Annotated in this window: 22 protein-coding genes and 1 pseudogene; all 23 read left to right on the top strand. The window is 34.0% G+C overall.

What is annotated here, in order from left to right; translation table 11 throughout:
* Window positions 1-121: 121 nt before the first annotated feature.
* Window positions 122-1,279, top strand: a complete 1,158-nt coding sequence (locus OSJ91_RS22590) for a polymorphic toxin type 15 domain-containing protein (protein WP_485890478.1) — start codon at window positions 122-124, stop codon at window positions 1,277-1,279.
* 13 nt (window positions 1,280-1,292) lie between these two features.
* Window positions 1,293-1,835, top strand: coding sequence for a T6SS immunity protein Tdi1 domain-containing protein (locus tag OSJ91_RS22585; RefSeq protein ID WP_350300049.1), 543 nt, complete (start codon window positions 1,293-1,295; stop codon window positions 1,833-1,835).
* Between the two features lie 196 nt (window positions 1,836-2,031).
* Window positions 2,032-2,259, top strand: coding sequence for a hypothetical protein (locus OSJ91_RS22580; protein ID WP_485890477.1), 228 nt, complete (start codon window positions 2,032-2,034; stop codon window positions 2,257-2,259).
* A gap of 229 nt (window positions 2,260-2,488) precedes the next feature.
* Window positions 2,489-2,824, top strand: a complete 336-nt coding sequence (locus OSJ91_RS22575) for a hypothetical protein (RefSeq protein ID WP_485890476.1) — start codon at window positions 2,489-2,491, stop codon at window positions 2,822-2,824.
* 116 nt (window positions 2,825-2,940) lie between these two features.
* A complete protein-coding gene (locus OSJ91_RS22570; RefSeq protein WP_485890475.1) occupies window positions 2,941-3,450 on the top strand; it encodes an ankyrin repeat domain-containing protein in 510 nt (169 codons plus the stop codon).
* A 283-nt stretch (window positions 3,451-3,733) separates the two neighbouring features.
* Window positions 3,734-4,078 (top strand): tRNA-Val4, encoded by a 345-nt coding sequence (locus tag OSJ91_RS22565; protein WP_485890474.1) that lies wholly within the window; start codon window positions 3,734-3,736, stop codon window positions 4,076-4,078.
* Window positions 4,079-4,187: 109 nt separating this feature from the next.
* Window positions 4,188-4,490: a contact-dependent growth inhibition system immunity protein gene (locus tag OSJ91_RS22560; protein ID WP_485890473.1), complete on the top strand. Its 303-nt coding sequence runs from the start codon at window positions 4,188-4,190 to the stop codon at window positions 4,488-4,490.
* Between the two features lie 141 nt (window positions 4,491-4,631).
* Entirely contained in the window at window positions 4,632-5,327 is a 696-nt protein-coding gene (locus tag OSJ91_RS22555) for a DNA/RNA non-specific endonuclease (RefSeq protein WP_350300040.1), read from the top strand.
* Window positions 5,328-5,334: 7 nt separating this feature from the next.
* Complete coding sequence (locus OSJ91_RS22550; RefSeq protein ID WP_485890472.1) at window positions 5,335-5,814, top strand: antitoxin YezG family protein; 480 nt, start codon at window positions 5,335-5,337, stop codon at window positions 5,812-5,814.
* 221 nt (window positions 5,815-6,035) lie between these two features.
* Entirely contained in the window at window positions 6,036-6,287 is a 252-nt protein-coding gene (locus OSJ91_RS22545) for a hypothetical protein (protein ID WP_485890471.1), read from the top strand.
* The gene (locus OSJ91_RS22540) at window positions 6,284-6,823 is read left to right on the top strand and encodes a Nif11-like leader peptide family natural product precursor (protein WP_485890470.1); all 540 of its coding nucleotides are present in this window, start codon (window positions 6,284-6,286) and stop codon (window positions 6,821-6,823) included. The genes OSJ91_RS22545 and OSJ91_RS22540 overlap by 4 nt, the downstream gene beginning before the upstream one ends.
* A 167-nt stretch (window positions 6,824-6,990) precedes the next feature.
* A pseudogene (locus OSJ91_RS22535) lies at window positions 6,991-7,417 on the top strand (T7SS effector LXG polymorphic toxin); the annotation flags it as partial.
* A 3-nt stretch (window positions 7,418-7,420) separates the two neighbouring features.
* Window positions 7,421-7,855 (top strand): SMI1/KNR4 family protein, encoded by a 435-nt coding sequence (locus OSJ91_RS22530; RefSeq protein ID WP_485890469.1) that lies wholly within the window; start codon window positions 7,421-7,423, stop codon window positions 7,853-7,855.
* 2 nt (window positions 7,856-7,857) lie between these two features.
* On the top strand, window positions 7,858-8,202 hold the full coding sequence (locus OSJ91_RS22525) for a tRNA-Val4 (protein WP_413019538.1): 345 nt from the start codon (window positions 7,858-7,860) through the stop codon (window positions 8,200-8,202).
* Window positions 8,203-8,503: 301 nt separating this feature from the next.
* A complete protein-coding gene (locus OSJ91_RS22520) occupies window positions 8,504-8,716 on the top strand; it encodes a bacteriocin immunity protein (protein ID WP_485890468.1) in 213 nt (70 codons plus the stop codon).
* Between the two features lie 128 nt (window positions 8,717-8,844).
* Window positions 8,845-9,354, top strand: a complete 510-nt coding sequence (locus tag OSJ91_RS22515; protein WP_413019536.1) for an ankyrin repeat domain-containing protein — start codon at window positions 8,845-8,847, stop codon at window positions 9,352-9,354.
* Window positions 9,355-9,955: 601 nt separating this feature from the next.
* Complete coding sequence (locus tag OSJ91_RS22510; RefSeq protein ID WP_350300043.1) at window positions 9,956-10,510, top strand: SUKH-4 family immunity protein; 555 nt, start codon at window positions 9,956-9,958, stop codon at window positions 10,508-10,510.
* A 669-nt stretch (window positions 10,511-11,179) separates the two neighbouring features.
* Window positions 11,180-11,365, top strand: a complete 186-nt coding sequence (locus tag OSJ91_RS22505) for an HNH endonuclease (protein WP_350302943.1) — start codon at window positions 11,180-11,182, stop codon at window positions 11,363-11,365.
* A complete protein-coding gene (locus OSJ91_RS22500) occupies window positions 11,353-11,790 on the top strand; it encodes an SMI1/KNR4 family protein (RefSeq protein ID WP_350300042.1) in 438 nt (145 codons plus the stop codon). Before OSJ91_RS22505 ends, OSJ91_RS22500 begins: the two co-directional genes overlap by 13 nt.
* 38 nt (window positions 11,791-11,828) lie before the next feature.
* On the top strand, window positions 11,829-12,020 hold the full coding sequence (locus OSJ91_RS22495; protein ID WP_350302942.1) for an RNase A-like domain-containing protein: 192 nt from the start codon (window positions 11,829-11,831) through the stop codon (window positions 12,018-12,020).
* Between the two features lie 19 nt (window positions 12,021-12,039).
* Window positions 12,040-12,342: a contact-dependent growth inhibition system immunity protein gene (locus tag OSJ91_RS22490; protein ID WP_413019535.1), complete on the top strand. Its 303-nt coding sequence runs from the start codon at window positions 12,040-12,042 to the stop codon at window positions 12,340-12,342.
* 270 nt (window positions 12,343-12,612) lie between these two features.
* A complete protein-coding gene (locus tag OSJ91_RS22485; protein WP_485890467.1) occupies window positions 12,613-12,990 on the top strand; it encodes a hypothetical protein in 378 nt (125 codons plus the stop codon).
* Window positions 12,991-13,072: 82 nt separating this feature from the next.
* Entirely contained in the window at window positions 13,073-13,444 is a 372-nt protein-coding gene (locus tag OSJ91_RS22480) for an immunity 22 family protein (protein ID WP_413019534.1), read from the top strand.
* Window positions 13,445-13,470 lie beyond the last annotated feature (26 nt).

Here is a 13,470-nt window from a genome sequence, read left to right as displayed (position 1 = left end):
TTTTAATGCAACAGCTTATAAAAATAGTGAAGCCTATAAAAACCTAGAAGTCAGGAAAAAAGAAACCGCGCAATATCTGAAGGTTAAGAAAGAGGAAGCGGAAAATCGTCGGATCGAAGACTTGGAGGCACAACTCAATCATGTAACAGATCCAGATGAGTTCCTCAAAATCGCCAAGCAGATCGGGTATGAAAACTTAGGGCACACCCAGCAGCAATATGTCATGCAGCTAGAAGCGGCTAAGCAAACCGCAGACATTGCAAAGGGAATCGGCGTAGGCCTTTATGATGTAGGGAAAGACTTTGTGACAGGAGTTTGGGACTTTGTCACAGATCCTGGGGAAACGGTTGAAGGCGTCGCAAATTCGATCATGCACCCGATAAAAACCTATAAATATATTTCCAAATCCATCTCCGACTCTTATGAAAGAGATATGGTAAATGGCGATGCCTACTCGCGGGCTCACTGGGTATCCTATGCCCTCGGAACAGTCGTCACATCAGTAGTAGGAACAAAAGGCGCAGGTGCTGTAGCGAAGACTGGGGCGACCACTACAAAAGCCGCTGCAGTAAATGGCGTTACGAAAGCAAAAGAACTTATCTCTATCCCTAACCTATTACCATACAATCCAAAAAACCAACTGTCGTTGGCAGGTGGAGTACCTTATAATGTGGTTAATGGTACTGGATTAAAAGAACAGTTAATTTCAATGGCGAAAGTAGAGTCTGAAGTTAGTGGTAAGGGAACGGTTAAGGATAGTAAGGAAGTTAAAGATTTAGATACTGTACCAAGAATTAGAGAAATTGAGGTAAACTTTAACTATAAAACTAAATTTGATTCAGAGGAATTTGCAAGGCAGTTAAAAGATCAAGAAAAGGGTATGAACGAACTAACTGTATATGAATACCAACAAAATCGAAAGCGATTTATTGATGAAGGTAGAGCAATAGAGAGTAATGCAGCTCAACAAGCTGCTAGGGAAGAAGCTTATGTACAAAAGATAAATGAACTACAAAGAGAAGGACTAACTCTTTCTCAGGCTAAGAAAGAAGCCAAGGGATGGTTAGATACTCAGGCTGCACTGCATAATCCTGACCAGATAGCGGGTGGAAAAGCAGAGGTAATTGGGGGAATGGGAGATAAGAAAATTAATTCTTCTATAGGTAGTCAATGGCGATATAGAATTGATATTGTAGATGAACAAATTAATGGATTAGCAAAGAACATGACACAAGAACAACGGAAAAATACGTATTTAAATGTAAAGTTAACAAATTAGAGGAGGAGTTTGAATGGATAAGTATTTAACTGATTTTAAGTTACATAATAAAGTTCCGAATGAAATTATCGAAAAATATAAACATGTAGTTCCAGAAGAAATGGTGAATTTATGGAAAGACTATGGGTTTGGAACGTTTATGCAAGGGTATTTTAAAAGTGTAAATCCAGAAGAATTTCAAGAAGTTTTAGAAGATAGTAGTGAAAGGTATAAAAATTCAATAGTATTGTTTGCTACTGGCATGGGGGATTTGGTTATTTGGTCAGATGGATATGTTAGATTACTTAATTACAGGTACGGTAAGGTAAAGACTATTATGTTTACATTTGAGTTTTTCTTCCAAAATATTGCTGACTTAGAATTCAGAGATGAAGATTTATCTTGGCAACCTTATCCAGAAGCAATAAAACAATACAATGAGTTGGAGTATGATGAATGTTTTGGTTATACACCGCTATTAGGTCTGGGTGGAGCAGAAAAAGTAGAGAACTTAAAAAAGGTTAAATTAAAAGAACATATCCTCATTATTACTGAATTTATGGGACCAGTTCAATAGTAAAGTAAGGCATGTGCAGATAATTGAAAAGCAAAGCATATGAGAAGGGGACAGAAAAAGAAAAGGTCATTTTGAAGAATTGACTTCATGATGGTTTACCATCATAACCTCTTGTTTGTACTACCATCTCATGACACAATAAAATAAGACATACGAGTTTAGGCGAGAAATGATGCATTAGTCAATGAAGAGGGTAATGCAAATTTATATCAGTGGATCGACAAAAAGTAGTTGTGAAAATATTAAAGAATTGATTAAATTATGCAGAAGATATGATCGACAGAAATTAATTGTTTATGATGTACAAGCAAATAAACTAGCGGCGGATTATAAATATGATCATGTACATACAAATGATTCTAATAAAACTGCAAGTTCTATTGCTAGGATATGGTTTGAACAAATCAAGAATGCAAATAATTAATATAAAAAAGATTAAACTAATTAGCTAATGAACCATGATTGAGTGTTCGTCACTCAGTCAAGGTTTTTTTTTTGAACTCTAAAACCGATTCCTTACACATAAGAACGTCCTAAAATCAAAAGTGAGACATTAAAACGCAAACTAAGAACTTACTCCTCATGTATTCGCGAACTCACTAGGTATCCTATGCCTTGGAATAGTCGTCACATCAGTAGTATGAACAAAAGGCGTGTCGAAGGCAAAAGGATTAGCCTTAATTCCTAATCTATTGCCATACAATCCTAAAAACCAACTGTCGTTGGCAGGGGCAGTACCTTATAATACGGTTAATGGTAAGGGGTTAAAAGAACAGCTAATTTCGATGGCGAGAGTGGAGTCTGAAATTAGTGATAAGGTTGTCAGTGATTATCTAGATGATATAGTCGAGGCCGGTAATGTTAATGCGACTAAGATGAATAAGCTTAGAAATGCAATTCAAAATACTACTTTTAGTGTGGATGAGCAGTCTGAGATAAGTAAAAAAATGTCTGGTTTAGGTTTACTAAAGAATATAATGAGGCATTAATTTAAATTGATTTTGGTAAGTATCTTAGAGGACTAATAGGGGACCCACCTACAGCTATGATATATCCACATGCACATCATATTCTATTTAAAAAAGGTCTTGGCCAGGAGGATTCTATGGTTAATAAGGAAAAAGCAATAAAAATCTATGATTTAATTAAGAAGGGTGATATAGAACAAGCGAAAGAGATCATTATTATTGATAAAAGTTTGCTTGATTTTGTAACGCCTTTTGGAACGTGGCTACATGTTGCAGCTAGAGCTGGTAAACTGGATATGATTAAATTTCTAGTTGAATCTGGTATGGATATTAACATAAACGAAGGTGTTCCAAAGTCAGCGACTATTGCACATGCAGCTAGTGAAGGTGAAATTAGTATTGTAGAGTACTTATTTGATAATGGTGCAATATTAGATGTTAGTGACCCAAATAGAAATCCTCTATTCTCAGCGATTTATGGTGGGCACCTTAATATTGTTAATTATCTTGTTCAGAATGGTATTGATATTACTGTTAAGTATACAGGGGATACTATGAAAGATATGGGAGCTTATGAATTTGCTATTGAAAGAGGGCAAACAGAAATTGCTGAATATTTAAAGCAGAGGATGGATGAAAAAGAATAAAAAAGTGTTACAGGGAATAAGCCTGCTAACCATAAAGCACTTGATTGCCTTTTAGGCAACAGGTGTTTTTGTTTTCTTTTATGAGATCTCTATACTTTGGACGATATGAATAATGCTTGACTGAAATTAAAAGCTAATGAAGGTTGTACCATGTACCATCATGCAATAATGGTTTTATGTTTGTATTAAAGTAGAAATGTACTTGAATAAAGATGAATCAATAGAAAAGGCATATCCGTTATATATAAATGAACTAAAAGGGGATAAAAGCGTATAAAGGCTTATGAAATATTCATATGAATTTAAAAGAAACCCATTAGGATATCTAAGAATAATCCTACCACAAGAAATTAACCTTTTCTCAGACTTCATTGAAGATATTGTATTTGAAACAGAAGTGGATGAGTATATTGATATTGTTGAGAAAGTAATGGAAGGTGAATACGATGAATTTGAAATAGGAGGGAATGCTACCAGTGTCTTGATAAAAAAAGATACAACGGTTCTTCATCACTTTTATATCTTCGATAAGCCAAATGAGAATGAAATGGAAACTGAACAATTTAAAGAACTTATGCTAATATGGAGAAACAAAATTCCAGAAAGATACAAAGAAACTATGAATTAAGTTTTATAGATTTAGATAAAGTACAGGGCTATCCAAAATAATATGCCTTTATGTAATCCCATATCCTCTCTAACTGGTTATCCAAATTAATACTAAAGGTTGTGATGTTATGTTGTCTTCTAACAAATTAGAAGAGCCTGTTTTTCAGTTCTTGGCTGGAACTTTTCATCAGGATATTGAATCTTCAGAAGAGGCATTAGAAGAGTTATTAACTGAGGAAAGTAAAGAGTATCTCGAATCTGCTATTGTCTTTTTAACAGATTTTATTGGAAGGGAGTATTCAGATATCGAAAAGAATGAATACATTCAATCTTGTGCAGATGGTGTATACTTCCCCGATCTTGGTTTAGAACCACTTCAGTGGCTAAACCAAGTAATTGAACAAATAAAAGAAGCTGTTAAAACAAAATAGACTTATTAAGAGGAAAACCTTGATGGCTAAAAGCCTTTCAAGGTTTCTCTTTTGTTTTGGGCTACCTAGTGCCGAGTAAAGAGCTTTTGTTTTTGGGATTTTGTCACAAACCTTGGGGTAGCGACAACAAAAGCGGCTGCAGTGAAAGGTGCAACTAAGGCAAAAGAACTGGCCACTATCCCTAACCTATTGCCATACAATCCTAAAAACCAACTGTCGTTGGCAGGGGGAGTACCTTATAATGTGGTTAATGGTACTGGATTAAAAGAACAGTTAATTTCGATGGCGAGAGTGGAGTCTGAACTTAATAATAAGGGTACGGGTAATGCTAATAGAGTTGAGATTCCTTATGGAACACAAATTCGTAAGATTGGTAACAAAAAAGTATTACAACCGAATGTAAAGTACAAAACAAAAGAAGGATACAACTATGAAACCAATGAATTTAGTCGTATTGATAGTGTCGAAGCTGAATTAAAACTTGGCACAGGAAAGAGAAATCAATATGCTCAAAGTAATGTGGGTGAATCAGACAGAATCAGAGGCGATTATCCAGAGAGAGATGATGGCGGGCATTTAATCGCCAGTCAATTTAAAGGTTCTGGAGATATTGATAACTTAGTCCCGATGAATTCCCAAATAAATGAAGCTGGGGGTAAATGGCATCAGTTGGAACAAGAATGGGCATCAGCATTAGACAGAAAAGAAAGCGTAAAAGTAAAATTAAAACCTCAATACATTGGTAATTCTGCTAGGCCTGATAGTATTATGGTTGAGTACTCAATCGACGCTGGTAGAGCCAAGAAGGTCACAATACAAAATCAAATTGGGGGTTAGTGAAGTTATGGAGCAACAGCTGGATCAGATGTATCCCATGATAGCAGAGCATGTTTTAAGTATGATACCAGATGGTAAATGGTATGAGATTTACTTGTATGCCGAAATATTGGATAGTTCTAGAGAGGTGTACTTTTATTTCAATACTTCTGAGAATGAGGATTTTATTTATTCTCATGATATTCCTGAAAAATATAGGGTGAATGAAAAAACTTACGATGACTTGTTATTGGAATTACAAACAAAGTTTAGTGATTTAAGACAAATATTTATTAAGAATGATCAAGAGGCATGGACAAATTTAACCTTAACATTGCAGTATCCTGGAAAGATAAATATTCATTATAATTATGAAGACGTAATAAACTCAAAAATATCGCCGACTCAACGACAAATGATTTTTGAATATCAACATTTAGGCTTGTTGCCTCAAAGTGAGAAAAATAGACAGTTTGTACAAAACTATGTAAATAATAAAAATGACTAGAGATAAACCAGCTCCAATAACTTTTAATGTGATTAACTATATGACTTACTTACCTGAATTTGAATATGATAAGAGTATTTTAGAAGAATACCTTAAAAAAGAATAATGGAGAACAAGCAAAGCTTGTGTATGACCTTAACGAAAAAAGTTAAGGTCTTTTCATTGTTGAAATTTGAATATGTATCATCTTAAGTCAAATCGGGTTCCTAGGATAATAGTCCGTGAGGTCTAAAAATAATTCTTTAGAAAAAAATATGGATTTACCTCAGGCGAGCTGGCTTAGAATAAAAGGTCCAAGTGGTACAAAGTTCATTCCTTACAGTAAGGAATTTGCGCAAAAGCAGGTTCAGAAGGTTCAAGCTACAATAACAGACATAGCGAGATCAGGAAAACCCACGTTAAAAAATATAGGTGAAGAAATAGGTGCCAAAACGGATAATTATGGAACAAGTTTCCCTCGCAGGAGGAAGTGAGGAAAAAAGAAACCGCGCAATATCTCAAGGTTAAGAAAGAAGTAACGGAGAATCGCCGGATCAAAGACTTGAAGGCGCAACTCGATCATGTAACAGATCCAGATGAGTTCCTCAAAATCGCCAAGCAGATCGGGTATGAAAACTTAGGGCCCACCCAGCAGCAATATGTCATGCAGCTAGAAGCGTCAAAGCAAACCGCAGACATTGCAAAGGGAATCGGCGTAGGACTTTATGAAGTAGGTAAAGACTTTGTGACAGGAGTTTGGGACTTTGTCACAGATCCTGGGGAAACGGTTGAAGGTGTAGCAAATTCAATCATGCACCCGATAAATACCTATAAATATATTTCCAAGTCCATCTCGGATTCATATGAAAGAGATATGGTTAATGGAGATGCCTACACGCGGTCTCATTGGGTATCCTATGCCCTCGGAACAGTCGTCACATCAGGAGTAGGAACAGGAGCCGTAACGAAGACTGGGGTAGCCACTACAAAAGCTGCAGCAATAAAAGGCGTTACAAAGGCAAAAGAATAGCCTCAATTCCCAATCTATTACCTTACAATCCTAAAAACCAACTGTCGTTGGCAGGGGGAGTACCTTATAATGTGGTTATTGGTACGGGGTTGAAGGATCAGTTAATTTCTATGGCGAAAGTGGAGTCGGAAGTTAGTGGTAGGGGTACGGGTATAACTGTTAAAGTAGATTTTGATTTAATATAAAAAATATATTAGAGATATAGAACTACGAACAGGCAAAGAGTTACCTAAAAATCAGAAAGAAAAATTGAAGGAAGCGTTAAGAAATAGAGAATATGTAAAGTTATCACCTGCTGAAACAAGAAAACATCGACGAGTATTTAATAAAGTTAAAGATAAGCTGATTGAGGAGTGGGAAATAAATACTGGACAAAAATGGCCGACTTATACTGAAGATGTTATTTCAGAGAAGACCGGTGAACCAATTCGAAGAAAAGGAGATAAATATGATGCTCATCATATAATTGAGAATATTTTCTAAGGAGAACATGAATGGTGGAATATACATCCTGCAAAATTTCCAAACGAACACCAATCCGGTATCCATGGTATTGGCTCTCCAGCCAATGAATTATTTAAAGGAGGTAAGTAATTAATGAGATTTGATTTTATTAAGAATCAAGATGGTAATCAGTTTTTCCCAGTAAGTGAAAAAGAAATTGAAGAAGTTGAAACAACCTTAGGACTAAAATTCCCTTGTGATTTAAGAGAATTTCTTATAGAAGTTGGTTATGGTTTTCTTAGAAAATCTGAATATAATATCAATCGGATTATGGGACCCGCTTCTATAAGAGATGCTAGATTAAAAGTTAATGATTTTGAATTTTTTCCAGATATAGAATTATATGAAGAACTTGAGGAGGATAAATTAATTTTTTTTGAAGCAAATGAAAGTGCCTTGTTACTTATTGAATTAGGTGACGAAAAACATAATTCTATTTATTACGACGAGATAAAAATAGCTGATTCTTTTGAAGAATTTTTAAGAAAAATTATGGATGACGATAAATATTATATCGATATAGATTAAAAATGGAATATTCGCATGAATTTAAAAGAAACCCATTAGGATATCTAAGAATAATCCTACCACAAGAAATTAACCTTTTCTCAGACTTCATTGAAGATATTGTATTTGAAACAGAAGTGGATGAGTATATTGATATTGTTGAGAAAGTAATGGAAGGTGAATACGATGAATTTGAAATAGGAGGGAATGCTACCAGTGTCTTGATAAAAAAAGATACAACGGTTCTTCATCACTTTTATATCTTCGATAAGCCAAATGAGAATGAAATGGAAACTGAACAATTTAAAGAACTTATGCTAATATGGAGAAACAAAATTCCCGAAAGATACAAAGAACCAGAGAAATAGGTTTTATAGATCTAGATAAAGTAATGGGGTATCCAAAATAAAAGTTGGTTCTATCTTTTATATTAGAAAAAAAATAATACAACTTTATGTAATCCCATATCCTCTAAACGAAAAAGCTCAAAAACATTACTCATAAAGCGAAGATTGCGATTGTCCAACTAGTTTAATTCTCTTCTAGCCGAATATATCTCCCTTGAGTCCTCCATGTACCTGGTTATATCATGAGCATGTGGTATTCTAAATATTTTAGACCCTGCTTATCATCTTGGAAAGGGCAGTTAATTAAGGGGAGGAGAAAAAAATGAGTAAAAAGTTATCTAAAGAGGAATTAGTTGAATTAGTAAATAAAATATGTAATCCTAAGCTTTCTGATGAAGAAGTGAGTGCATACATAGAAATTTTTGAAAACAATGTTCCTCATCCAGCCCCTAGTGACTTAATTTTTTGGAATGATGAGGATTTATCACCAGTGGAAGTAGTAGAGATTGCCTTAGCATATACTGAAGAAAAATGATTGTATTTAGATCACGTAGTAGAACCTTGAATGGCTATTTATCATTTAAGGTTTCTTTTGGTTGATATGCTTAAGCTACTAGGTGAAGAAGTAGCATCAATGAAATAAAGATATTTTTGGAGGATACTATGGATAATAAGGAAAAAGCAATAAAAATTTATGATTTAATTAAGAATGGTGATATAGAACAAGCGAAAGAGATCATTATTACTGATAAAAGTTTGCTTGATTTTGTAACGCCTTTTGGAACGTGGCTACATGTTGCAGCTAGAGCTGGTAAACTGGATATGATTAAATTTCTAGTTGAATCTGGTATGGATATTAACATAAACAAAGGTGTTCCAAAGTCAGCGACTATTGCACATGCAGCTAGTGAAGGTGAAATTAGTATTGTAGAGTACTTATTTGATAATGGTGCAATATTAGATGTTAGTGACCCAAATAGAAATCCTCTATTCTCAGCGATTTATGGTGGGCACCTTGATATTGTAAAGTATCTTGTTCAAAATGGTATTGATATTACTGTTAAATATACAGGGGATACTATGAAAGATATGGGAGCTTATGAATTTGCTATTGAAAGAGGGCAAACAGAAATTGCTGAATATTTAAAGCGGAAGATAGATGAAAAAGAATAGAAAAGAGACTTTTTAGTTAATGTAATTGCTATTGGATAGTACAATAAAATGGTTACAATGACTTTATAAGTTATTCTATCAAGAACCGGATGAAAGCACTTGGTTGCCTTTTAGGAAACAGGTGCTTTTTCGCCTTTAATACCAAATGTTTAAAAAAGGAATTTTGAGCTGCGTGTAGCGATGGATGAAAATCACGCTTCTGTAGTGCCGACCCTTATGAGTAGGGCCTTTCGATCGCCAATAAATAAAGACCTTTGAAAAAGCAGCCTCCAAGACTGGAGGGAAATCATCATTCTTGGAGGTTATTGTGATGCGTTCGATTAAGGCAAATTAACGATCCAACGTACAAAAACTCGTATGATACAACGAAAATTACTCCTGAAACTGATGATTATTGGAAACAAGCTAATCGATAGCTACGGTTCCACAATCATTGCATAAAGGCTATAGAGGAATACACAATTTTGAGAAAGAACACAATATTAGGGGGAACGACCCGTTGACTGAAATGGGAGAAGTATTTACGTCTGAAAAGAAACCATAAAGTTATTACAAGCAATCAACTGAAGTAAATTATTAATAAATAGTGGAGGTATAAAATATGATTTCGCCACAGGAGTTTTTGGACAAATGGAATAGTGACACCTATGGTTTGGTTAATTATGATGAATCTAATATTAATTCATTTTCCTTAACTAATGAAACCAAAAGTTTTTTAATTAAAGCAGGGTTACCTGAGTCTGCTCCACCTTTTCTAACATTCGAATCTTCAACCAACGGTGGGGGGATTAGACTAACCGAAAAAAATAATAGTTTAGGAAAAATGTATGATAGGTTTATATATTTAGGGTATACTGGTAGCGGATATCCAGTGTGTATTAATGAATCTAACTCTGAGGTCGTATATATTGATTATGATAATGAAAATAATAGTGTATTAATAAATGCTACAATAGCAAATTTTGCAGAGTCTTTGCTTCTCTATGTAGAATTTATAAAAAAGGTTAAAGCTGTTAATGGAAGAAGAGCCTATCTTGAAAAAAATACAACTAAAGAGTTGTTAGACTGGATTTCCAAGAGCTTTCATCAAATTGACGCTGTTTCTTTAACTCAAGGTGGGTTCTGGGAAGAAGAACTTGTCAGCTTTAGTGAATAAAATATATAGGGTAATATTACATTTAATATTATAGATACAGAAGAATATTTTCAGATGTATGAAAACCTTGATCGGCTAACGCTATTCAAGGCTTCTTTATGGGGGTCTAGTGCCGAACGAACTGCTTTTTGTTTAGAGAACAGAGGTAACCCTTGTAATCGCTATACTATGTTATATGAAATTACAAAGTGTATACAATCTACTTTAAAACGTATGTCCTATTAACCGCTTGTCATATGCAGTTAATACCAAAATATGACCAATTACCACCATGTCTATTCTCCAAAATCCTACTTTCGCTTTCTCCCTGCCATTTATTATTTTTCGCAACTTTTACGTACATACAACGATTACTATTGCAAGATGTAATTGCAGATGGCAAACATCAAGCCATTTTATAACGGTTAAAGATAGAGAATGGATAGGCTTTCGTACCCTTGCGAGTCCCTAGAGACTAACTCTCGACCTAAGGTTGCCGAAATTCTCTGTCTTGCTTTGTCAGTTTAAACTAAAATAAGGGTGAGGTTTTCTGAAGAGAAGAGATACGTATATTTATATAAGACTAGATTTACACAAGTTCCAACATACAGCGGTGATATTGGATTGTTGGTTTGAGAAGCTAGGTGAAATGACCAAAATAAACAATCCATAATCCAAGTTTATTAGAATATTGATCCACCAATAAGAGATATTAGGAAGCCACCAGAAGGTTATACTTGGCATCATCATGGAGATGGAAAAACTATGATGCTAGTAGATGAAGACATTCACAGAGAGTTTAGACACATTGGTGGTCATCAAAAATTAATGGGGAAAATAAGTAAGGATATAGGAGTGAGAGCATGGCAAAAATGATTAGTGAAAATCCAAAGATTTCTTTACAAGATATAAAACAATTTGAACAAGAGTATGATGTTACGCTACCTAAACAATATGTTGATTTTCTACTAGAATACAATGGAGGATATCCTCAAGAATCTAGCTTTAAAATCTCTGATGATGAAGGAGAAAGTTTAGTCAATAAGTTTTATGGGATTAGGGATATGAAAAGTAATTTAGGTAAAGTTTTTGAGGTTTTAGAAGGAGAAATACCAGAAGATTTTATTTCAATTGCTAATGATCCAGGAGGAAATGAGATTCTATTAGGGGTTAGTGGAGAGTATCAGGGAAAGGTATATTTTTGGTTTCATGATATAGAACTAGAGGACGAAATGGGGAATATGTTTATCCTCGCAGATAGTTTTGATGAGTTCTTAAATAACTTATATGTATCTGAATAATGATACTCATAGAGAGCTACATTTAACTGGATTAAGCAATCCTAGATTTTTTATCTTGGCAGAGTAATCCTAAAAGCAAGTCAAACTTAGTCTTGACTGATGAAGGAACCGAAGTCATTGGACGTGGTGTGAAAAGAGGCTATACAACTGTTGAAAATATGACAAATACTAGAATTATCTTGAAAAAGGATGGAGAAGGGAATTATATTCTAACTGGTTATCCAAATTAATACTAAAGGATGAGATGTTATGTTGTCTTCTAACAAACTAGAAGAACCTGCTTTTCAGTTCTTGGCTGGAACTTTTCATCAGGATATTGAATCTCCAGAAGAGGCATTAGAAGAGTTATTAACTGAGGAAAGTAAAGAGTATCTGGAATCCGCTATTGTCTTTTTAACAGATTTTATTGGAAGTGAGTATTCTGATATCGAAAAGAATGAATACGTTCAATCTTGTGCAGATGGTGTGTACTTTCCCGCTCTTGGTTTAGAACCACTTCAGTGGCTCTATCAAGTAATTGAACAAATAAAAGAAGCTGTTAAAACAAAATAGACTTATTATGAGGAAAAACTTGATTGGCTAAAAGCCTTTCAAGGTTTTTCTTTTGTATGGGGCTACCTGTGCCGAGTAAACAGCTTTTTATACAGAGAATAAGAATAAATCGCTTTAATCCCTATATGATGTTTTACCAAATAATATAGTACCTACAACAACAATAAATGATTCTTCTTCTGAATTCTGGAAGAAAAGAGCGTTTACTTTTTTAAGTAAGAGGAGAAGTTCCTAGCAAGTTTATATTAATTTCTCCAAAGGAGTGAGGTTATGTTCTTATATTTCCGTAATGAATGTTTGGGTGAAATACAGAATGATAATAAAGAAGGCGTGTGGTTTTATGGATCTATCATAGCCAATGAAAATATAATAAAGTATAAAGATTTTTTAACGGCACTTGTTAATGAGGAGAAAGAATTCAAGGAAGGTAGTTTTAGTGAAGAATGGCTTAACGATGATAATTGGTTTATTGTTGATGAGCATCAAAATAAAAAGGGAATATATTTACCGGCAATACATGAAGATGGGGAGATAAATTGGCGGTATAGATTTGCCTTGAAAAGCGTAGGTCTTCAAGGCTTTTCTGATAATATTTTAAAGGTAACTAAACAGCTATTAAACATCACATATAAAGCACAGACTCTATAATACTTTTATTAAAAGGCTAACTATGTATATCGAAGGCGGTACTTCATCTTTACCATAAGGTCTTAAATTAGGAGGTTTAATAATGGAAAAACAAGGACTAGTTTCTATATGGTTAGGTAATATCAAAAATGAAAACTCTATAGAAGAATATGTGGATTTAAAATATGATGAAGATGGGGAGTCTGTTCCTTCTAAATTTTTTATGGATTTTAATATTGATATGGATGATACTGACGAGGATTTTATTGAAAAAGAAGTATTAGAAAATAGTAATGATATTTCTATATTGTTAGAAGGCTGTTCATATGAAGAAATTATAATCCCTAAAATTAATAAACACTTTAATTTAACAAAGTCATATAATGCTGTAATTCTAATTTATAATTTTGAGTATGATAATAAAATTAATTCAATAGGTGAGTTTGATTTTATCACTTCTATTAGTTATGTATAATAGTAATTTTAAAATTATTGAAATTA

It is taken from the genome of Bacillus sp. T-10(2022), assembly GCF_056502895.1.
This window is presented reverse-complemented; position numbering and strand designations above follow the sequence as displayed.

Bases quoted from the DNA above. Each gene is read 5' to 3' on its own strand.
- OSJ91_RS22585 (WP_350300049.1), top strand. From the start codon at position 1,293: ATGGATAAGTATTTAACTGATTTTAAGTTACATAATAAAGTTCCGAAT.
- OSJ91_RS22580 (WP_485890477.1), top strand. From the start codon at position 2,032: ATGCAAATTTATATCAGTGGATCGACAAAAAGTAGTTGTGAAAATATT.
- OSJ91_RS22570 (WP_485890475.1), top strand. From the start codon at position 2,941: ATGGTTAATAAGGAAAAAGCAATAAAAATCTATGATTTAATTAAGAAG.
- OSJ91_RS22565 (WP_485890474.1), top strand. From the start codon at position 3,734: ATGAAATATTCATATGAATTTAAAAGAAACCCATTAGGATATCTAAGA.
- OSJ91_RS22560 (WP_485890473.1), top strand. From the start codon at position 4,188: ATGTTGTCTTCTAACAAATTAGAAGAGCCTGTTTTTCAGTTCTTGGCT.
- OSJ91_RS22550 (WP_485890472.1), top strand. From the start codon at position 5,335: ATGGAGCAACAGCTGGATCAGATGTATCCCATGATAGCAGAGCATGTT.
- OSJ91_RS22530 (WP_485890469.1), top strand. From the start codon at position 7,421: ATGAGATTTGATTTTATTAAGAATCAAGATGGTAATCAGTTTTTCCCA.
- OSJ91_RS22525 (WP_413019538.1), top strand. From the start codon at position 7,858: ATGGAATATTCGCATGAATTTAAAAGAAACCCATTAGGATATCTAAGA.
- OSJ91_RS22520 (WP_485890468.1), top strand. From the start codon at position 8,504: ATGAGTAAAAAGTTATCTAAAGAGGAATTAGTTGAATTAGTAAATAAA.
- OSJ91_RS22515 (WP_413019536.1), top strand. From the start codon at position 8,845: ATGGATAATAAGGAAAAAGCAATAAAAATTTATGATTTAATTAAGAAT.
- OSJ91_RS22510 (WP_350300043.1), top strand. From the start codon at position 9,956: ATGATTTCGCCACAGGAGTTTTTGGACAAATGGAATAGTGACACCTAT.
- OSJ91_RS22500 (WP_350300042.1), top strand. From the start codon at position 11,353: ATGGCAAAAATGATTAGTGAAAATCCAAAGATTTCTTTACAAGATATA.
- OSJ91_RS22490 (WP_413019535.1), top strand. From the start codon at position 12,040: ATGTTGTCTTCTAACAAACTAGAAGAACCTGCTTTTCAGTTCTTGGCT.
- OSJ91_RS22485 (WP_485890467.1), top strand. From the start codon at position 12,613: ATGTTCTTATATTTCCGTAATGAATGTTTGGGTGAAATACAGAATGAT.
- OSJ91_RS22480 (WP_413019534.1), top strand. From the start codon at position 13,073: ATGGAAAAACAAGGACTAGTTTCTATATGGTTAGGTAATATCAAAAAT.